Source organism: Pelobacter seleniigenes DSM 18267 (genome assembly GCF_000711225.1).
GTDB lineage: Bacteria > Desulfobacterota > Desulfuromonadia > Desulfuromonadales > Geopsychrobacteraceae > Seleniibacterium > Seleniibacterium seleniigenes.
The window spans coordinates 1,693,636-1,713,265 of the sequence record NZ_JOMG01000002.1; the positions used below are offsets into that span (position 1 = coordinate 1,693,636).

At 56.5% G+C, this 19,630-nt stretch carries 20 protein-coding genes; 9 read left to right on the plus strand and 11 right to left on the minus strand.

What is annotated here, in order from left to right:
* Positions 1 to 42: 42 nt before the first annotated feature.
* Positions 43 to 1,029, minus strand: a complete 987-nt coding sequence (locus N909_RS0110550) for a 2-dehydropantoate 2-reductase (protein WP_029914786.1) — start codon at positions 1,027 to 1,029, stop codon at positions 43 to 45.
* Between the two features lie 435 nt (positions 1,030 to 1,464).
* On the opposite strand from N909_RS0110550, the gene N909_RS0110555 reads away from it, so the two are divergent.
* The 3 genes from N909_RS0110555 to N909_RS0110565 are packed head-to-tail and all read left to right on the plus strand — an operon-like array spanning position 1,465 to position 3,576.
* Positions 1,465 to 1,749 carry a hypothetical protein gene (locus tag N909_RS0110555; RefSeq protein WP_029914788.1) on the plus strand — a complete coding sequence of 95 codons (285 nt, stop codon included), beginning with the start codon at positions 1,465 to 1,467 and terminating at the stop codon, positions 1,747 to 1,749.
* A gap of 2 nt (positions 1,750 to 1,751) precedes the next feature.
* Positions 1,752 to 3,326 carry an ABC1 kinase family protein gene (locus N909_RS0110560; protein WP_245613596.1) on the plus strand — a complete coding sequence of 525 codons (1,575 nt, stop codon included), beginning with the start codon at positions 1,752 to 1,754 and terminating at the stop codon, positions 3,324 to 3,326.
* Between the two features lies 1 nt (position 3,327).
* Positions 3,328 to 3,576: a hypothetical protein gene (locus tag N909_RS0110565; RefSeq protein WP_029914792.1), complete on the plus strand. Its 249-nt coding sequence runs from the start codon at positions 3,328 to 3,330 to the stop codon at positions 3,574 to 3,576.
* A 13-nt stretch (positions 3,577 to 3,589) separates the two neighbouring features.
* On the opposite strand, the gene N909_RS0110570 is transcribed toward N909_RS0110565, so the two are convergent.
* Positions 3,590 to 4,042, minus strand: coding sequence for an SRPBCC family protein (locus N909_RS0110570; protein WP_029914793.1), 453 nt, complete (start codon positions 4,040 to 4,042; stop codon positions 3,590 to 3,592).
* 189 nt (positions 4,043 to 4,231) lie between these two features.
* Here N909_RS0110570 and thiM point away from each other — a divergent pair, with 189 nt between their 5' ends.
* The 4 genes from thiM to N909_RS0110590 all read left to right on the plus strand — a co-directional run bounded on the left by thiM (position 4,232) and on the right by N909_RS0110590 (position 7,273).
* Positions 4,232 to 5,038 carry a hydroxyethylthiazole kinase gene (gene thiM, locus N909_RS0110575; RefSeq protein WP_029914795.1) on the plus strand — a complete coding sequence of 269 codons (807 nt, stop codon included), beginning with the start codon at positions 4,232 to 4,234 and terminating at the stop codon, positions 5,036 to 5,038.
* Positions 5,038 to 5,664, plus strand: a complete 627-nt coding sequence (thiE, locus tag N909_RS0110580; RefSeq protein ID WP_029914796.1) for a thiamine phosphate synthase — start codon at positions 5,038 to 5,040, stop codon at positions 5,662 to 5,664. The genes thiM and thiE overlap by 1 nt, the downstream gene beginning before the upstream one ends.
* A gap of 407 nt (positions 5,665 to 6,071) precedes the next feature.
* The gene (locus N909_RS0110585; RefSeq protein ID WP_029914798.1) at positions 6,072 to 6,389 is read left to right on the plus strand and encodes a hypothetical protein; all 318 of its coding nucleotides are present in this window, start codon (positions 6,072 to 6,074) and stop codon (positions 6,387 to 6,389) included.
* A 143-nt stretch (positions 6,390 to 6,532) separates the two neighbouring features.
* Complete coding sequence (locus N909_RS0110590; protein ID WP_029914801.1) at positions 6,533 to 7,273, plus strand: transporter substrate-binding domain-containing protein; 741 nt, start codon at positions 6,533 to 6,535, stop codon at positions 7,271 to 7,273.
* Between the two features lie 70 nt (positions 7,274 to 7,343).
* On the opposite strand, the gene rsxE is transcribed toward N909_RS0110590, so the two are convergent.
* From rsxE to rsxA, 6 genes are all read right to left on the minus strand, one after another.
* Positions 7,344 to 7,931, minus strand: a complete 588-nt coding sequence (rsxE, locus tag N909_RS0110595; protein ID WP_029914803.1) for an electron transport complex subunit RsxE — start codon at positions 7,929 to 7,931, stop codon at positions 7,344 to 7,346.
* The gene (locus tag N909_RS0110600; protein WP_029914805.1) at positions 7,928 to 8,530 is read right to left on the minus strand and encodes an RnfABCDGE type electron transport complex subunit G; all 603 of its coding nucleotides are present in this window, start codon (positions 8,528 to 8,530) and stop codon (positions 7,928 to 7,930) included. The genes rsxE and N909_RS0110600 overlap by 4 nt, the downstream gene beginning before the upstream one ends.
* Positions 8,531 to 8,546: 16 nt before the next feature.
* Positions 8,547 to 9,536 carry an RnfABCDGE type electron transport complex subunit D gene (locus tag N909_RS0110605; RefSeq protein ID WP_029914809.1) on the minus strand — a complete coding sequence of 330 codons (990 nt, stop codon included), beginning with the start codon at positions 9,534 to 9,536 and terminating at the stop codon, positions 8,547 to 8,549.
* Position 9,537: 1 nt separating this feature from the next.
* On the minus strand, positions 9,538 to 10,854 hold the full coding sequence (gene rsxC, locus N909_RS0110610) for an electron transport complex subunit RsxC (protein WP_029914811.1): 1,317 nt from the start codon (positions 10,852 to 10,854) through the stop codon (positions 9,538 to 9,540).
* Between the two features lie 17 nt (positions 10,855 to 10,871).
* A complete protein-coding gene (locus N909_RS0110615) occupies positions 10,872 to 11,720 on the minus strand; it encodes an RnfABCDGE type electron transport complex subunit B (protein ID WP_029914813.1) in 849 nt (282 codons plus the stop codon).
* A 78-nt stretch (positions 11,721 to 11,798) separates the two neighbouring features.
* Positions 11,799 to 12,380: an electron transport complex subunit RsxA gene (gene rsxA / locus N909_RS0110620; protein WP_029914815.1), complete on the minus strand. Its 582-nt coding sequence runs from the start codon at positions 12,378 to 12,380 to the stop codon at positions 11,799 to 11,801.
* A 689-nt stretch (positions 12,381 to 13,069) separates the two neighbouring features.
* Between rsxA and N909_RS0110630 the strand changes: the two genes are divergently transcribed.
* Both N909_RS0110630 and N909_RS0110635 read left to right on the plus strand, forming a co-directional pair.
* On the plus strand, positions 13,070 to 13,687 hold the full coding sequence (locus N909_RS0110630; RefSeq protein WP_029914817.1) for a LysE family transporter: 618 nt from the start codon (positions 13,070 to 13,072) through the stop codon (positions 13,685 to 13,687).
* 31 nt (positions 13,688 to 13,718) lie between these two features.
* Positions 13,719 to 14,222 (plus strand): PaaI family thioesterase, encoded by a 504-nt coding sequence (locus tag N909_RS0110635; protein ID WP_029914826.1) that lies wholly within the window; start codon positions 13,719 to 13,721, stop codon positions 14,220 to 14,222.
* Between the two features lie 31 nt (positions 14,223 to 14,253).
* Here N909_RS0110635 and N909_RS0110640 read toward each other — a convergent pair whose 3' ends face one another.
* The 3 genes from N909_RS0110640 to N909_RS0110650 all read right to left on the minus strand — a co-directional run bounded on the left by N909_RS0110640 (position 14,254) and on the right by N909_RS0110650 (position 19,083).
* Complete coding sequence (locus N909_RS0110640) at positions 14,254 to 15,408, minus strand: osmoprotectant NAGGN system M42 family peptidase (RefSeq protein ID WP_029914827.1); 1,155 nt, start codon at positions 15,406 to 15,408, stop codon at positions 14,254 to 14,256.
* 129 nt (positions 15,409 to 15,537) lie between these two features.
* On the minus strand, positions 15,538 to 17,295 hold the full coding sequence (ngg, locus tag N909_RS0110645) for an N-acetylglutaminylglutamine synthetase (RefSeq protein ID WP_029914829.1): 1,758 nt from the start codon (positions 17,293 to 17,295) through the stop codon (positions 15,538 to 15,540).
* A 15-nt stretch (positions 17,296 to 17,310) separates the two neighbouring features.
* Complete coding sequence (locus N909_RS0110650; RefSeq protein WP_029914830.1) at positions 17,311 to 19,083, minus strand: N-acetylglutaminylglutamine amidotransferase; 1,773 nt, start codon at positions 19,081 to 19,083, stop codon at positions 17,311 to 17,313.
* Between the last annotated feature and the right edge of the window lie 547 nt (positions 19,084 to 19,630).

Genomic DNA, 19,630 nt, shown 5'->3' on the forward strand with positions numbered 1-19,630 from the left:
AAAGTACTTGCTGGCCCGTTTGCCTGATCGCGTGGGGAGGACTTATTGATCCGGGTACAAACCCCGCATCCGGCCATGCAACCTCGCCAGCCCCAGCAGGGTTTCCATATCGGGAGTCGTTACCCCGACTTTCTGACCGATTTCGTAAACCGCGCTGACCAGGGCGTCCAGTTCTACGGAACGGCCGGCTTCGACATCCTGCAGCATCGATGTTTTGAAGGCACCCAGTTTGCGGGTGACGGCATTGCGTTCAAGCGGGGTCTGCTCTACCGGGCAGCCAATCCGCTCGCCAATGGTCGCTGCTTCAGTCATGACCCGGTTGCAGAAATTGAGTACCAGCGGGTCATCGAGAATCCGGTCGCAGGTTGCCCCGGTGATGGCGGAAACCGGATTCATGGTCATGTTGCCCCACAGCTTGAACCAGATATCACGTTGGATGGCTGAGGAGGTTTCAATCTCGATCCCGGCCGCGCTGAGCAGATCGGCGAGCTTTTGCAGGCGGGCGCTTTTTTCGCCGTTCGGCTCACCGAGGATCAGTTTTCTGCCGAAGACATGACGGACAAAGCCGGGTTCGTTGAGGGCGAAACTGCCATGGACCACCCCGCCGATAATCGATCGGGCCGGAATCGCTTGGGCGATGGCGCCGCCTGGATCGACCGCCGCCAACTGCAGGCCGGCATAATCGCCGCCAAAACCCTGGAAGAACCACCAGGGCACCCCGTTCATGGCTGTCAGTACCGTGGTTTCCGCTCCGATCAGGGGCGGAATGGCCCCGGCCACTGCAGGCATGGACTGAGCTTTGACGGCAACAATGATCAGATCCTGCTCGCCCAGCTCGACGGGGTTGGCCGTGGCGGTGACCGGAACCGAGATGGTCCTGTTGTCGAGTTGCAGGCGCAGGCCTTGGGTTTGCAATGCGTCCAGCGTGGCACCACGGGCTACCGCGCTCACCTCACAGCCGTTTTGGGCCAGCAATGCGCCGATGAAGCCGCCAACGGCCCCGGCTCCGTAAATACAGATTTTTTTCATGGTGAAAACCTCCTGCAGGCTTGATTTTTTCGCTTCATCCGCTCTTCATGGTTTGATTGGAACAACGAGCGGTGGAATCATACCATGCTTGCAGCAAAAGTCATTCCGCCAGGATTTATGTTTAAGTCACAGTCCTAACCATCTGGTTTTAAAGGAACCGAACAAGATTTCCGAGCGGGAAGGCGTCGCTGACTGTCTCAATTTGAGACTGGCTGCTTTTTTATTCCGCACTTAGCAAATCGCTATGCCCTCGATTGTTCCCGGTTTGACTTTCCTTCAACTTCTGCTCTGCTATTGGCAGGATCTGAAAAATATCCTGGTATAGATCTCACCCCTCGCAGCGGACTATTTTATTTCCGGCTGAATAGCAAATTGTCAGCCCTGAGCCTCGGCTTCCCCGACTCCGGTGCTGACCTTCAGGAAGGAGAAAGCAACATGGCGACGACCGAGAACCGCTTGGAACAGCTTTTCTATGTTGCCCTTGGCAGCGCTTTAGCCGTCAAGGAGAAGATTGAAAAAAACAGCGAAGAGATGAAGGAGGCAGCAGATAAGGCGGAAGAACATGCCCGCGCCCTGTTCAATAAAATGGCCGAGCGCGGCGAACAGGAAAAGGATGTCCTGCGCGGGATGTTGAAGGATGTTCTCAAAGAAGTGGTTGCCGAGCTGAATCTGGCGACCCGGGACGATCTGGAGCAATTGCGTAAGGACCTGGGGCATTAAAGGTGCTGCGGCGGTTTTTTCTCTGTCTGAAGCTGTGCAGTCCGGGGCGCTGCTATGCTGTGTTCCGTTTCCTGGTCACGGTGTTTCTGCTGTTCCGACGGCGACCCCGCTGGCTGTTGTGGCGACCGCTCTCAGCGGAACAGCTGGTTGCTGCCGTCCGGCGACTCGGCGCCAGCTTTCTGAAGCTCGCCCAGGTGCTGGCGACCCGAGCCGATTTTTTTGATCAGGAGTATATTGCGGCCTTGCGCCGACTCCACGATCAGATGCCGGCCATGCCCGACAAAGATCGGCAGCGAGTCTTTCGGCAGGCCTTCCCCGATCCGGAGGTGTTTGCCGATTTTACCGAGGAACCGCTGGCCAGTGCCTCCATCGGCCAGGTGCATAAAGCCCGTCTGAGGGATTCCGGACAGATTGTCGCGGTCAAGCTGCTGCGTGCCGATATCCAGTTTGTGGTGCGAGTCGACATTTTTCTGCTCAATCTGTTTCTGCGCCTGTTTCAACCACTGTTCAGCGATCAGACCCGGCATTCCATCGAGTCTGTCCTGAAGGCTTTTACCCGGATGATCCTGCAGGAAGTCAGTATGCATCAGGAACTGGCCAACCTGGAGCACTTCAGCCAGGTCTACGCCCATACCGCCGTCCGTTTTCCGCAACCCTGTCGGGAGCTGAGTAGTGACGCGGCGCTGGTGATGAGTTTTGAGGAGGGGGTGCGCATTGACGACCTGGAGTCGATTGCCGCGCAAGGAGTCTCATTTCCCGACCTGATGCAGACGTTGGTCCTGTTCTATACCGAACAGATGCTGGTCAAAGGGTTCTTCCATGCCGATCCGCATCCTGGTAATCTGCTGGTCAGCCCGGCCGGGGATTTGATACTCCTCGATTTTGGAATGGTCAGCCGAATTCCGCGCGGCATGCGCGAAGCCATGATCTATGCGGTCAAGGCCGCTTACGAGCGGAATTTCGATCTGCTGGTGAGCGCGACCCGGCGCATGGGTATTCTCACCGAGCAGGCTTCCCAGGGGGAATTGAGTGAGATCGCGGAAAACCTGTTTGCCATCTTTGACAGTGAACAGCTGGCCGCCCGCAGTATGCAGGAGCTGGCCTTCGGAGTCCTGCAGGTCCTTCATGACCAGCCGTTCAAATTGCCCCAGGACGTGATTTATGTCATGCGGGTCAGTTCCCTGGTCGAAGGGTTGGGGACGCAGTACAATAAAAATTTTAACGGCATCAAGGATATCCTGCCGATTCTCAAGGAAAACCTGCCGCGGGCGCTGGGCGAAGGAGAGCACCTCTGGGACCATCTTCGTCATGAGGCGGTCCAGTTACCCTTCACCCTGCTGAAAACCCGGCGTGTGATCGAACTTGCCGAACAGGGGGAGTTGACCGTGCGCATGGCCGCGGCCGACCGGGATTTTCTGCTCAGCCGCCTGCAGGGGTATTTCCGGCTGCTGGTCTGGCTGATCTTTTGGCTAGCCACGGCTTTTTACCTGCTGCAGCTGAAAACCGCCTGGTCAGGCTGGCTTTCGGGCGGCTGCCTGGGGCTTGCCGCATTGTTATTGCTCAGGAAAGGAAAGTAGTTTGGATTATCTGGCAGCGCGTGAAGCTGAAATTGTTGGTAACATAAGGGATTATTTCAGGGAACGGATTCTCAACAACCCGCAAGCCGTTCTCGCCCAGGTGGATGGTGAACTGGCCGCCCTGTATGTCAATTACGGGAACGACTGGACCGGGCGCGGGGTGGTTGCGGACGCGGTACAGGAAGCTACCATCGCGGCCCTGGAAGGAGTGCGTGCCGAGTGCCTGCAGCTGCTCGAAGAGAACGCCTGACTCATGATTTCTTTCAGCCGAACAGCTCGAGTAAGCGCTGGCTGCGGTAAGTGAAGATATCGGCCAGCATTTTTTTGACCGCAAGCTGATGGAGCAAACGCCCCAGCGGACCGCCAGGGAGAGCATAGCTCACCTGGTCGAACATCCGGCAGCTGGTTGCACTGCTGGCGCTGATCTGGTGCATGTGGTACCAGAATTTATAGGGGCCAAGGCGTTGCTCATCGACAAAAGAGAGCCCGGCGCGGATGTGTTTGATTTCCGTCAGCCAGCGCTGTTTGCCGAACCGTGGAATGGTGATCTCATAGAGAATCAGCAGTCCGTCAAACATCTCCTGGGGCGGGTCGGAAAGAATCCGGAAATTCAGATAGGGTGGCGTCAACCGATTGAGGTTGCGGGGAGTAGCAATAAAATTCCACAGTTCAGCGCTGTTGACTCGCAGGCCGATCTCCCGATTCAAACAATACATGGTTATCCTTTCGTCGCCGACCTTGATGATCTCTTTGTCGTAACAGTAAAGCAAATCAGCCTTTGGTTGCTGATCGGTAAAAATTTTCCCCGGAGGGCTCCAGCGGCGTTAAAATGTCCTCTGCTGTAGCAGACCAATAGCCTGGAAAACATCGACCGGGTTCATCCCGGATAAAAAGAATGGAGCCATATGATGGAGAAGCAAGCTGTTTGGGACGATTTACAGGCGGTGCGCAAGCAAGCGCCCCTGGTTCACAATATTACCAATTTTGTGGTGATGAATAATACTGCCAATGCCTTATTGGCGGTGGGAGCCTCTCCGGTCATGGCCCATGCCGTTGAAGAGGTTGCAGAGATGGCGGCCCTGGCCTCGGCCTTGGTCATCAATATCGGCACCCTCAGTCGCGACTGGGTCACGGCGATGGGGCTGGCCATGTCCGCTGCCCGGGAGAAAGGGATCCCGGTTATCTTCGATCCAGTCGGTGCAGGGGCGACCGCGTATCGCACCCGTACCTGCCATGAGCTGTTGGTAGAATACGGCGCCGCGGTTATCCGTGGCAACGCTTCGGAGATTATGGCTCTGGCTGGCAGCACCGTGCAAACCAAAGGGGTGGACAGCTCGGCCGCGGCAACCGATGCGGAAGCCGCCGCTGCACTGCTGGCGGAAAAATACGCCTGTACCGTGGTGGTCAGCGGTGCTGTTGATCTGATCACTGCGGGCAAAGTGAGAGATTACGTGCCCAATGGCCATCCGCTGATGCCCAAGGTCACCGGCCTTGGTTGCACCGCGACCGCTTTGGTCGGTGCTTTTTGTGCGGTGAATCCTGATCCACCGGCGGCGGCAGCTCATGCCATGACGGTGATGGGGATCGCCGGCGAAATCGCGGCGGAAGCCGCCGGCGGGCCAGGGTCTTTCCAGGTCAATTTTATTGACGCTCTGTATCGCTTGAATGACGAACAGCTTGCCATTCACTGGCGCACGGGGGTGAACAGCTGATGAGCCAGGGGGCACCTGAACTGCATCTGGTCACCGATCGTCCGCTGGCATTGGGGCGCGACATTCTCGATATCGTCGGCGCAGCAGTTAGCGGCGGGGTTGATCTGGTGCAATTGCGGGAAAAAGATTGTTCAACCCGGGAGTTTCTAGAACTCGGGCGGGCTATGGTGAAATTGCTTCAACCGAACGGCGTGCCGCTGTTGATCAACGATCGGGTCGATATTGCCCTGGCCATCGGGGCCAGCGGTGTGCATATCGGGCAGAGCGATATGCCTTACGCCGATGCACGACGCTTGCTCGGGCCAACGGCCATTATCGGCCTGTCCGTCGAATCGACCGCGCAGGCCCTGGCCGCCGAAGCCCTCGATGTCGATTACCTGGGGCTCAGCCCAGTCTTTGTCACGCCGACCAAACGTGAGCTGCAGAACCAGCTTGGCCTGGATGGGGTCAGTGCCATCCGGCGGATATCCCGCCATCGTTTGATCGCCATCGGCGGGATCAAGCAGAGCAATGTCCGGCGCGTCCGTGCCGCCGGTGCCGATGGGGTGGCCGTGGTCTCGGCGATCTGTTCGGCCGCTGATCCGGCTGCGGCCAGCCACGAATTGGCCACCCAGCTGCAATTGTAAAAGATCCGGCCCGCCGTTTTTTCATTGTTTTCACCTAACCCTCGGCCCTCGTGTCCCGTACGGTTAGTGCTCTATCCTAATTCTGATCCTTTTTACCGCCGTCTGCAGTCTGCCTTCTCGGCTTAGACCAAGCCAGACTTGCGATGACACGCCTTGACAGCAAATAACTTACCGGACGGGACACTCGCGCCCATCCAGCTGGCAACTACAGGTTTTTTTTCGAGCCTTTTCAAGGTCCTGGCCGAGGCTTGTTGGCGAGTAGTAACCTATTGAAAATACAGGATCAGAACCCGACATCCGGAGGAATATAGGGCGATGTCGAATGAAACGTCCGTTTGAAATTGCTAGAGTTGAGACAACAGAGGCAAACCGCTGAAATTAACTCACCCAGCAAGAGGAGGATACAGATGAAACGGACATTGATCATGATCGGTATGGTTTTGGTATTGGCACTGGCAACTCCGCTGTTGGCATCGGCACATGAGCAGGGCCATCGCAACGGGCCGGGACACCAGCAAAGCTGGCAGGACCACACTTATCGTAATGGGCATCGTGACCAGCGGGACTGGTACCGGGGACATAATCCGCAGCGCCATCACGGATACGGGAAATTACACAGAGTCAAGCGTCAGATTGTCAGGCAGCATCACTATGATCGCCATTACGTCCGCCCGGCAACTGTGCTGATCGGGGTTCCTTCCGTGGTTGTTCGCTTTAACTGGTGACGGTTCGCTTGGCTAAGAATCGCCTCAGATAATGATTAAGAGGGTGGAAGAGGGGTTGTCGATTGATTGGCAACCCCTCTAAATTTTTTTGGAAGTAAGATTCTTGGATTGAAATACAAACAGTTGTCCTTTAGAAAGGAGATATGTCTCAGCTTCGGGTCATTCTCTTACTGCTATCCTTTCTGTTCGTTTTCGCTGCCAGCGCTGGCGCGGAGACCATGACCATTTCCTATTTTGAACGTCCTCCTTATTATTACACAGCCAAGAACGGCCAGCCTGAAGGATTTTTGTTGAACAAAGTCGTGGAAATCATGGAGCAGACGGGGATCGAGGCCCGTTTTTTGAGCCTGACTCCTAATCAGATTTTGTATGTGGTCCGTCATGCGGTGAGCCCGCATTGTTCCATTGGGTGGTTTAAAAATTCACAACGAGAAGAATTTGCCAAATTTTCCAGACCGATCTATCAGGATAAACCGGTTTTGTTACTGATCAGGAAATCCGGCCAGGACCGGATCGGTAAGGAGCATACCCTGGCCGCGATTTTTGCAAACCACAGGCTTATTTTCGCAAGAAATATTCACTATTCTTACGGGGAGTATATCGATGGTCTGCTGCGCGAAAAAGAGCCGGAATCTTATCTTACCGTGAAGGGGCAAGCAAACCTTATCCAGGTGATCGCTGCCGATGACAGAAAATACATCCTGGTGTCGCCAGAAGAAGCGACGAGCCTGATCAAGAGAGCTGGCTATCAACAAGAGGATTTTGCCTTGGTCCCTCTTGCAGATATCCCGGTGGGGAATAACCGTTATCTGATGTGCAGTCAGAGCGTCAGTGATGAACTGCTGGAACGGATTGATCAGGCCATTGAGAGATCCCGTCAATGACATCCCCCAAAAAAAAGGAGGCACTCTAAGTTGCCTCCCTTTTTTGATATGTTAATTTGATCTTTGCGACTTATTTAGCTTCCAGCTTATTCATTCCCGCCAGCAACAGACCCAGGGTGATAAAAGCGCCCGGCGGCAGAATCATCAACAGCATCGGTTGGTAACCGCCCCCGAACACCGTGAAGCCGAGGATGGCTCCGGAACCGAACAGCTCCCGGACAGAGCCGAGGATAAAGAGGCCGAGGGTAAAGCCGAGCCCCATTCCCAGACCGTCAAAAATAGACCGGCCAACCGGGTTTTTGGAGGCAAAGGCTTCGGCCCGGCCGAGGATCAAGCAGTTGACGACAATCAGGGGGATAAAGATACCAAGGGCCTGGTAGAGATCATAGACCCAGGCTTCCATGGACAGCTGAACCACGGTCACAAAAGATGCAATCAGGATAATGAAAGCCGGAATCCGCACTTTCGAGGGGATCAGTTTGCGCAACGAAGCGACCGCAACGTTGGAGCAGACCAGGACAAAGGTGGTTGCCAGGCCCATCCCCAGGGCGTTTTCCGCGCTGGTCGTGACAGCGAGAGTCGGACACATCCCCAGCAGCAGCTTAAAGACGGCGTTTTCTTTCCAGATCCCTGTGGTGAAGTCTTTCATCAGGCTCATTGGGAGACTCCCTGTGCGACGATTTCCTGCTTATGCTGGTGATAAAATTCGAGTCCTTCTTTGACTGCTTTGACGATCGCCCGTGGCGAGATGGTTGCGCCGGTGATCTGATCAAAGTCTCCGCCATCCTTCTTCACGCGCCAGTCGGCATTGGTCAGACTTTTGTTTTTAAAATGGTCCTTGAAGGCAGGTTCGGTAATCCGGGCCCCGAGGCCCGGAGTTTCGGCATGGGCCAGAATCTCAATGGCATTGAGGGATTCGTCCGGTTTGACCCCGACCATGACTTCGATGTTACCGCTGTAGCCATCCGGAGCAATCACTTTGAAGGCGGTTCCGACCAGGTTGCCGGCTTCGCGGGCCCGGTAAAAGATCACATTGATCGGATTACCTTTTTTATCGACCCCGTTTTTCAGGGTGACGGTATCGGTATCGGGGCTGTTGTCAAATTCAGGGAGCACGGCACTCAATGCTTTGAGCATCTGAATCCGCCGTTGTTCTTTGATCGGTTCCCGGGTGACCCCTTCCACCAACGACAGAATAAGCCCTGAGCAGGCGGCAATCAGGGTCAGGGCGATGAGCAGGCGGCTGATTTCTTTCATGATAATTCTCCTCCGCCTAGGCTTTCGCTGCGACCTGCCCGTAGATCTTCGGGCGGGTATAGCGGTCAATGAGTGGGGTTGCGGCGTTCATCAGCAGGATGGCGAAGGAGACCCCCTCAGGATAACCGCCGAACAGACGGATGAGGACGGTGAGCAGGCCGCAACCGAAGCCGAAGATCAGCATTCCGCGTTGGGTGACCGGCGAGGTGACCATGTCCGTGGCCATGAAAAAGGCCCCGAGAATCAGGCCGCCGGTGACCAGGTGGAACAGCGGATTCGGGTATTTGCTCGGATCGACCAGCCAGAAGATGCCACTGAGGACGATAACCGTGCCCAGGAAACTGACCGGGGTATGCCAGCTGATGACTTTTTTGAAGATCAGGAACAGCCCGCCAAGGAGCAGGGCCAGGGCCGAGACTTCGCCAAGGCAGCCCCCCATGTTGCCGAGGAAGTAATGGCCGAAACCGCTGGTGGCGAGGTCGGGCAGGTGACCGGTCAGCATGACCGCGGTCTTCATTTCTCCCAAGGGGGTGGCCGTGGTGACGGCATCAATGCCTGAGCCGATCGGTGCCGGAGCGGTCCAGGTGGTCATCTGCACCGGGAACGAGATCAACAGCACGACCCGGGCGACCAACGCCGGATTAAACGGGTTGTAGCCGAGGCCGCCATAGATCTGCTTGCCGATGAGAATAGCGATAGCCGAACCGAGCAGGGCCATCCACCAGGGACTCGATGGGGGCAGGTTGAGGGCCAGCAGAATGCCGGTTAGCGCTGCGGAACCGTCGGCGATGCTGAGCGGCTGCTTCATGAACTTGCAACCGAGCGCTTCGAAAGCGACACAGCCGAGGGTACAGATCAGCAGCACGCTCAGCGCCGGCAGACCAAAAAAATAGATCGACACAGCGGTTGCCGGCAGCAGTGCGTAAATCACCAGACGCATGATCTTGTCTGACGTCTGCGGACTGTGAATGTGCGGTGAAGATGAGAGATAGAGCTGATTTTCCACGTCAGGATTTCCTTCTCTTGGCCATGATGCCACCCTTGATGTGGCGAATCGACTGGACCAGCGGTAATGATGCCGGACAGATGTACGTACAGCAGCCGCATTCAATGCAGTCCAGAGCGTTATAGTTTTCAGCCTCGTCGACCAGCTCGAGGCGGGCATAGGTTGCGATGGTGGTGGGCTGCAGGTGGATCGGGCACACCGTGATGCAGCGTCCGCAACGCAGACAGGGACCGGCCGGCTTGGTGGAGATCTGCTCCTTGCCGAAAATCAGCAGCCCGGAGGTTCCCCTGATCGCCGGAGCCTCAAGGGACAACTGGGTCTGCCCCATCATCGGTCCACCCATGATGATTTTACCGGGTTCACCGTTCAGTCCGCCGCAATACTCGACCAGATGGGAGAGCGGGGTACCGATGGCGATCTTGAGGTTTTTCGGTTCTTTGATCCCCGGTCCGGTGACGGTAGCGATGCGCTCCACCAAGGGATGACCGAGCCGGATAGCGTCGCTGATGGCTGCGGCGGTGCCGACATTCTGGACCACCACGCCACAATCCATGGGCAAACCGCCGGAGGGAACCTGGCGGCCGGTAATGGCATCGATCAGCTGCTTCTCAGCCCCCTGGGGATACTTAACCTCAAGGGCCTGCACCGCAATGCCGTGAGGGGCGCAATCCTGGGTTAGCTTGGCGATGGCATCGGGCTTATTGGCCTCGATCCCGATCACTGCCTTGCTGATACCGAGGATTTTAAGAAGAATTTTAACCCCGTCGATGATCCGCTCGCTCTCTTCGAGCATGAGCCGGTGATCGGCGGTCAGGAATGGTTCGCACTCAACCCCGTTGAGGATTAGTGTGTCAATAGGCTTGTCCGCCGGCGGCGACAGTTTGACGTGGGTCGGAAAGGTCGCCCCGCCCAAACCGACAATGCCGGCGGCGCAGAGCATTTTCTTGAGGCTGTCCGCGTCAAGCTGGTCGGGATCGCTTCCGCTTAGGGATTCGTCCCATTCATCTTTGCCATCGGCTTTGATGACCACGGCGGGAAGCAGCCGTCCGCTCGGGTGCAGGCGCGGCTCAACAGCAATGACTTCGCCGGAGGTGGAGGCATGCACGGGGACCGATACGAAGCCCTTCGGATTGGCGATGACCGTACCCTTTTTGACCTGATCACCAACAGCCACACAGATTTCGGCGGGAGCACCGATATGCTGAGCCGCGGGAATAATCAGCTCTTCGGGCAGAGGACAGTTTTCGATCGCTTTATGGGCTGAATATTGTTTACTGTCCGGCGGATGGAGCCCGCCGGCAAACGTTCTGAGTTCCATAGCTGTTTTAATCCTTTTTATGCTGCCGTTTCCTGTTCTGCCGGGGGATTGGGGGCTTTGAAGGTGCTGCCTTCAGGGTAGCCGGTACTGAAGTCACGGATACATTTGGTCGGACACTTCTCGACCGCAGCCTCGGCACCTTCATCATGCTCGTAATCGACGGCGGCCAGGAAGTTGTCAATGCTATAGGCATCCGGGACGGTTTTTTTGCAGATGCTGCAGCCGATACAGCCGACCTGGCAGTATTTGCGAATAGCCGCGCCCTTGTCATGGCTGTTGCACAAAACATGGGTCGTCGAGGTTTTCGGGGTCATCGAAATAACGCCGCGCGGACAGGTCGCGACACACTTTTCGCAACCGGTACACTTGTCGCGATTGATCACGGCGAGCCCTTCGGCGGTCATTTCGATCGCATCAAAAGGGCAGGCTCTGGCGCAACTGCCGAGACCGAGGCAGCCGGAGGGGCAGGTTTTCGGTCCATCGGCCAGCTTTTGCGCGGCATTGCAGTCTTCCATGCCCAGATATTTATATTTGCTGGTAGCTTTGGAGTTGTCGCCCTGGCATTTGACCACCGCGACCTGGGGCGTGGTGGCGATCGCTTCAATACCGAGAATCTCGGCAATGGCCGAAACCGTGCCGGCGCCCCCCGGGGTGCAGAGGTTGGGGGCCAAGCGTCCTTCGGCCACCCCTTTGGCATAGCCGGAGCAGCCTGGTTCACCGCAGGCGCCGCAGTTGGCGCCAGGCAGAGAATCCAGAATGGCCGCTTCGCGCGGGTCAACTTCAACAGCGAACTTTTTGGATGCCAGGCCGAGGGTTGCCGAGGCAACCAGGCCGATTCCACCTAAACATAATATTGCTGTGAGCATGAAATCCTCTCAAACAGACATCAACCCGTTGCGAAGTTGTTAGCGCAAGGGCTGAACGGAGATTAACCGATTGCTGAATCACCCCTTGACGAGGCCGGCGAAACCCATAAACGCCAGGGACAGCAGCCCCGCAGTGACCAGAGCGATGGCGGTACCGCGGAAGCTCTTGGGAACCGGACACAGGTCAATCCGTTCACGCAGCCCGGCGAACAAGACCATGGCCAGGGTGAAACCGACTCCGGCTCCGATTGCAAAGACCAGTGATTCGATGAAATTGTAAGATTTTTGAATATTTAGTACGGCAACCCCGAGAACAGCACAGTTGGTGGTAATCAGGGGCAGGAAAATGCCGAGGGATTGGTAGAGGACCGGGCTGGTTTTCTGAATCACCATTTCCACCAGCTGGACCAGTGAGGCGATGACCAGAATGAAAGCGATGGTCTGCAGGTACTCAATGCCGAACGGGATCAGGATAAAGTATTGAATAAGCCAGGTTACGACAGAGGCCACCGTCATGACAAAGATAACGGCCATGCCCATGCCGATAGCTGTTTCGACTTTTTTCGAAACGCCCAGAAACGGGCAGATTCCCAGGAAGCGCGCCAGAACGAAGTTGTTGACAAAAACGGCGCTAATCAGAATGAGTAGCAAAGAAACCATGTTCAAAATGCTCCAGTCGATTAGATATAAAATGGTAAGACCAGGAATTTTTAACGGAGGGCCATTTTTTTGTCAAACTATTTTCTCTTTGAAGAGCTTTGAAATCACGTTATAAAGCTGTTTCCAGACGGCTGCTGTCCTATCCATTGCGATTTGCCCGGGGAGCTCTCTGCACGCATCTGATCGGGCTGGTTTTGCCTTGATGAGGTCTGTTTAAGGACTTGTAATTACAGAGAAAGGTGAATGGATTTTCGGCTACGCACGGGGCTACGGAGAAAATGTTGGCCGAGAGGGTAGAATCCCGTATCTCCGGCCGGTTTTATTCCCAAATATGGGTATAGAATATTAATTTATTTTCTGCTCGGATAAACACCGCAGCCTGCTCGAAATAGCCGGGGCGGTTCTGCCGATCAGGATAACCCATTGGATTTGTGAGAAAAGAAAATCCTTTCCTGATCTTGTCGCTGGGGGATTGGCGGCGCCGGCGAGGACTTGGATGAGGTTCTGAAATCTGTTATCGTGCCCACGTCCGGTGAAAAGAGATCGTCCTGTTTGTACAAAATCAATCTGCAGGAATCATTTGCTCGCCCGGCCTTGGACTGAGCTGACAGTTCTCCAATCGGTGGCGGATCCTTTTTGCCAGCCAACGTGGCCTGTAATGTCCAGATGCAGATTCTTCGGGAAAAACTATGCATTATCTCTTGATCGGTGCAGTACTCGGCCTGACCGCCGGGTTCTCTCCCGGGCCACTCCAGGCGCTGGTGATCGCGGAAACCTTGCAGCATAATATGCGGGCCGGGCTGAAGGTGGCCCTCTCCCCGCTATTGACCGATGTGCCGATCGTCATTGCTGCGCTGCTGCTCATCCGAGGTATCAGCGATTCCGATCTGCTGCTCGGGTTGATTGCCCTGGGCGGCGGTGGTTTTCTGCTGTTACTCGGCGGGCAGAATCTGCTCCTTGTCAAGCTGCCGCAGCAATCGGTCGCAGGAGTTCCCAAGTCGCTGCTGAAGGGGGTGCTGACCAATTTCCTGAGCCCGCATCCCTATCTGTTCTGGATCGGGGTCGGCGTCCCGACCATGACAGCGGCCCTGGCGGAAAGCCGGCTTGCCGGGGTTCTGTTCATCGTCGGTTTCTACGGCTGTCTGATCGGCGCCAAAATGTTTCTGGTGCTGCTGACCGGACAGAGTAAGGCTTTTATCTCGGGAACTTTTTATCTTTTGCTGCTGCGAATTCTCGGCCTGTTGATCCTGGGGCTGGCCGCGGGCCTGTTTTTTGAAGCCTTTAAATTATTGGGACTAACCAGCTGATTAGCAACTAACCATCTTTAAGGGGGAAACAATGACCCATACCATCGTCAGAGGTCAGCATATATCAAGATATTGCCTGGTTTGCGGGATCGAAAATCGCTTCGGACTCAAAACACAGTTTTTCGAAACCACCGAAAATGAGGTGATCGCTGTCTTTTCCCCGCGGGAGGAACATCAAAGTTATCCCGGTATCGCCCATGGCGGAGTCTCTGCCGCCCTGCTCGATGAAGTCATTGGTCGGGCGATTATGGTGCATCATGACCAGGATACCTTCGGGGTTACTGTCGATCTGCAGGTCAAATACCGCAAACCGGTCCCCCTTGGGGTCGAACTGAAAGCGGTGGCGCGGATTACCGAGGATCACGGGCGCATGTTTTCCGGAACCGGTGAACTCTATCTGCCGGACGGGCAGGTAGCGGTCAGTGCGACGGGAAAGTATCTGCGCCGCAACCTGAAACAGATCACCGACAGTGATTTCTATGCCAATGAATGGTTTGCGCCCGTCGGGGAGCTGCCGGAGACCATCCAAATCTGATGCGGTTTTGCACTGCAGCGGAAACTTGTGATCAGGACTCTGACGGACTGTCGCTGCCGCTCTTATGTTCCATGAAATGATCGACCTGTTGACTGAAATCGCTGAACTGGGAAAGATCGGCCTGGTCTTTCATGAAGGTCGGCGCGGTCTGCAGGTAAAGGGCGGTCAGCTCGGCAATGGAGCGCAACGCGTTAAGATGGGTGCGTTCATAACCATGGGACGCGTCGAGACCGAAGCAGATCAGCGCGGTGCGGGTATCGTTGCCGGCCTCCACGGCCGAAGCGCTGTCGCAGCGATAATGCCTGAAGACATCGCGCTGATGTTGAATTTCAAAGGTTTGACAGAGATCGATCAGTTTCCGGGTCAGATGGAAGTCGAAAGGGCCGCTGGAATCCATCATCGCCACGGTGACTCCTGATTCGCGGGAATTCTGGCCGGGAGCCACTGTGCCGTTATCTATGGTGACCAGTTCGCTGGCGCCGCGGTGCAGGATGGAGGATGCGCCGGAACCGGTTTCTTCGGAGATGGTAAAGAGCAAATGGGTGTTCACCGGCAATTGCATACCGGTTTCGCGGATCGCCTTGGCGGCGGTGAGCAAGGCAGCCACGCCGGCCTTGTTATCGAGGTGTCGCGAAACGACGAATCCGTTGTCGAGAAATTCCGGCTGCGGGTCGACGGCGACATAATCCCCGACATTGATCCCCAGGCGGGCCAGATCCCGCTCGGTATGAAGGATCTCATCCACCCGTAGTTCCACCTGCTGCCAGTTGACCGGCTGTTCATCGACCTCTTCGTTAAACGTATGGCCTGAAGCTTTCAGGGGCAGAATGGTGCCCCGGTAACGGTGATGGTCAGTATACAGAGTGACCCGCGCGCCTTCGGCAAAGCGGCTGGACCAGTGGCCAATGGGCATTAATTCCAGTCGCCCGTTTGGTTTGAGCTGTTTGACCATGGCCCCGATGGTGTCCAGGTGGACAACCATCGCCCGGTCCGGATGATGCAGATGGCCGGGCAGGTGGGCGCGGATAGCACCGCGTCTGGTGAGTTCGAAAGGGATATCGAGTTTTTCCAGTTCGTGACCGGTAACTTGGACTATTTCGTCGGTAAAGCCGGTCGGACTGGGAATCGCCAGCATTTTTCCAAGGACTGCGGAAAGGTAGTCAAGATCTATTTTCAAGCGTTGCATGGCCATGAAACTCCTTTGTGTTTTGCAGGTTGCCTCAAAAGGTCCTTTTTCAGACCGGTATCCCATCTTCCCCTCTGACCTTGCATATCTAGCCGTGGCAGGCCTGACAGGCGGTTTGGTAAAACCCTGTCAGGGATCTCCACTGCCCGGCCTAATACTGGTCTGAGGAAAAAGCAGATCGACAAACCGTTCGGCGGTTGGTTGCGGTTCGTGATTCGCCAGGCCGGGCCGTTCATTGGCTTCGATGATGACATATTCAGGCCCGCTCACGTCGGGAACAATAAAGTCGAGGCCGACGACCGGGATCTGCAGGGCGGCTGCCGCTGTTTCCGCGGCTGTTTTCAACTTCGGATGAAGTTCCGCAGTGACGTCATGAATGGTCCCACCGGTGTGCAGATTGGCCGCGCCGCGGACTTTCAGTCGGATTTCCGCCGGCAGGATATCGTCGAGCCCGAAACCGGCATCGGCCAGGCAGCGTTCGGTTTCCTCGTCCAAGGGGATGCTGCTTTCCCCCTGGGTGGCGGCTTTGCGCCGCCGGCTTTGTTTTTCGATCAGGGTGCGGATGCTGTGCTGGCCGGTTCCGATCACGAACGGCGGCCTTCTGACCGCAGCTGCCACCACCTGCCCGTCGATGACGATCACCCGCAGGTCTTCACCCTGATGAAATTCTTCCAGCAGAACTTTATCGCACAGCTCCCGGTCTGCCGCCACCGCGGTTTCGACCGCTGCTGGGCTGTCCAGGTTGACGAATACCCCTTTGCCCTGTTCACCACGCGCCGGTTTGACCACCAGGCGGGAACATTGGTTGAGAAAAGTGGCGTTTGCGGCCGGGCTGTCGGCGGTCTGCTGACGGGGCGTTGCAAGTCCTGCATTTCGCAGTAGTCGGGTGGTGACCTGCTTGTCGTCGCAGCGACTCATGGCCACTGCTGAGGTCAGGTCGCTCAAGGATTCCCGGCAGTGAATGATCCGGCCGCCGTGGGAGAGGGTGAAAAAACCGTTTTCGGCATCCTCAACCGTGGCGATGATGCCGCGCCGGCGAGCTTCATTGATAATGATACGGGCATAAGGATTGACCCGGGCGGCCGGGTCCGGACCGGTAAAGAGCGGTTCATTGATCTCGTTCTTGCGCTTCAGGCAGAAGGTGGGAATTCTCTGGAAGCCCATTTTTTTGTACAGGGCGACCGCTTGTTCGTTTTCATTGAGGACCGATAAGTCCATGAAATTACGGCCCCTGGCCTGGAAATGGCCGGCCAGATAGTCCGTCAGCGCCAGGCCGACGCCAGGGTGAGGACACTGCGGGGCTACGGCCAAGCACCAGAGGCTGGACCCGTTTTCCGGATCGCTGAAGGCGTTGCTGTGGTCGATTCCGGTGGCAGTACCGATAATCTCACCGCTTTTGTTATCTTCTGCAACCAGATAGCTGAGGATACGGCTGCTGCGGTGTTTCCAGACGAATTGGTCCGGCACCGGGACCATCTGCCGGGAGGCGTAAATCTGGTTGATGGCCGCGGCATCTTCTTGGGTCCGCAGCCGCCGCACGCTGAAGCCTTTATGCTGCTTCTGCGCTGGTCGGTAATAACTCAGCCACAGGCGATAGGTATCTGACGGATCAAGGAACAGCTCCTGTGGGGCCAGGGCCAGAATCACATGCGGATTATGCACATAGAGGGCGATATCCCGGCGGCCGGACCGCTCCCGGCGTAAGGTCTCGGCCAGGGGCTCGGGAGTTTTAAAGGTATGGGCGAAAATCAATCGCCCCCAGCCACAGTCGATTTCCGCGTTGACCGGTAGTTTGTCCTGTTCGGTGGCATTCGGTTCGCCCCAGTTCCCCGCAGTCGGTGACTTCATGCGTTGCAGGCGATGGTTCTTCTGATGCTTGTCAGTCATGGGCGGACTCCTCACTCAGATATTGTGCGTCTGTAACCAGTATTCCAGCAAGGCCAGCTGCCACAGTTTGGAACCGCGCAGTGGAGTGATATGGGCTTCCGGGTCTGCGAACAGCTTTTCCAGATAGGCCGGCTGGAACAGTCCCCGCTGGCGGGCTGCCGGCTGGTTCAGGATATCGCGAACCCGCTCCAGATAGGCGCCGCGCAGGTATTTGAGAGCCGGCACCGGGAAATAGCCTTTGGGACGGTCGATGACCGCAGCCGGGATGACCTTGCGGGCCGCTTCCTTGAGGACATATTTCCCGCCCCCGCCGGTTTTGAAACGACCGGGGATGCGCGCCGCCAGTTCCACCAGTTCGTGATCGAGAAACGGAACCCGGGCCTCCAGGCTCCAGGCCATGGTCATGTTGTCAACCCGCTTGACCGGATCATCGACCAGCATCACCGTGGTGTCGAGGCGCAGGGCCTGATCGATGGGATCGCTTGCCCCGGCCCGGGCAAAGTGGTTGGCAACAAAGGCCGAACTGACATCCGGGCCGTGCAGCCGGGGGTGGATGGTCTCCAGTACCTCGGCGTGGTCGCGGTCGAAGAACGCCCGACGATATTCGCCGAGAGAATCTTCGGTCTCCATCAGCGGCGGATACCAGTGGTAGCCGGCAAAGACCTCGTCCGCGCCCTGGCCGCTCTGGACCACCTTGACGTCTTTGGCAACCTCTTGCGAGAGTAGAAAAAAACCCACCGCATCATGGCTGACCATCGGTTCGTTCATGGCTTTGACCGCGTTGTCGAGGGCCGGCAGCAGGCGTTCGCTGTCGACGAAGATCTGATGATGATCGGTGCCGTACTCGGCGGCGACGATATCGGAATATTTGAACTCGTCCCCTTCTTCGGCACCGACCTTTTCAAAGCCGACCGAATAGGTTTTCAAATTCTGTTGGCCGGCTTCTGCAAGCAACCCGACAATCAGGCTTGAATCAAGGCCACCAGAAAGCAGTGCGCCGACCGGGACATCGGCGACCAGGCGGCGTTGCACGGCCAGGCGCAGCTGGTCAAGGACCCGTTCCTGCCACTCTTCGAAGGAGCGCTGCTCGTCTTCAGCGGTTCTTTCAAAACGGGGTTGCCAGTAGCATTCCTGACGGGTGGTACCGTCCGGCTCAATTTCAAGAATCGTGGCCGGTGGCAGTTTGTCGACCCCCTTGAGGATCGTGTGCCCGGGCGGAACCACCGAGTGAAAGCTGAGATAATGGTGCAGGGCGGCCGGGTTGATGTCGGTATCGATATCGCCGGCTTTGAGCAGCGCGGGCAGGCTGGAAGAGAAGCGCAGCCCGTTGGCCCGGCGCGCCAGGTAAAGGGGTTTGATACCGAGGCGGTCGCGAGCCAGGACCAGCTTGCCGCTGTCCCGTTCCCAGATGGCAAAGGCGAACATCCCGTTGAACCGCTCGACGCAGCGTGGTCCCCAGGCATGATAGGCTTTGAGAATAACCTCGGTGTCGCCGGTGGAGAAAAAGCGGTACCCTTGCTGCTGCAGGATCTGCCGTAATTCGGGGTAATTGTAGATCGCGCCGTTGTAGACAATGGTCAGGCCGAGTTCGGCATCGACCATGGGTTGCTGGGCTTTGGCAGAGAGATCGATGATTTTCAGTCGGCGATGCCCGAAGCCGACCCGGTCCTGCATGGAGTAGCCGCTCGCATCGGGTCCACGCGCCACCATCTCCCCTGCCATGGCGGCCAGAGCCATGGGGTCGACGCTGCTGTTGTCGTAGCGGATTTCACCACAGATTCCACACATATGAATTTGCCTTTCCTGATTCTGATAAGCAGAAAGGACTGCCAGGATCGTCTTTCTGCGCGGTAACTTTGACTCCTTTGCCGCAAAGTTTCCCAAACCGGGGAGACTGTTATCCAAACATTCCCGGACTACGGCAGGGGCAGAAAAAACTCACCATATCTTCAGAGGGGCAACAACAACGGAGAAAAGACCTGCCCGTTTTCAAGGCAGCTTCACTGCAGGGACCGTAGCGGGGGAATTGTTTGTGAACAGACGGAACAACCCGCGACCGGCTCCTGGCGGTAATCCCAATCAGCCGGCGTTATTCCGATAGATTTGTCAATACCGCTGTCGGGCCGATTTTTTAAGCAACGGCAGCAGGTGCGGGTCAGGTCGACACACCCTGGCTGGGTGGCGCCTGGCAAGAGAGTAAAACGGTAACAAGAGGACAAGGGCTTGTCAATGGTGCGCCCACTTAACTTAAAGACGCTTTGAATTATAACACTTTTCAGAATTGTTCGTTCCCCAGCCGGAAACAGGCATGCTTTTGCCAAGCCGAGCCTTGTGG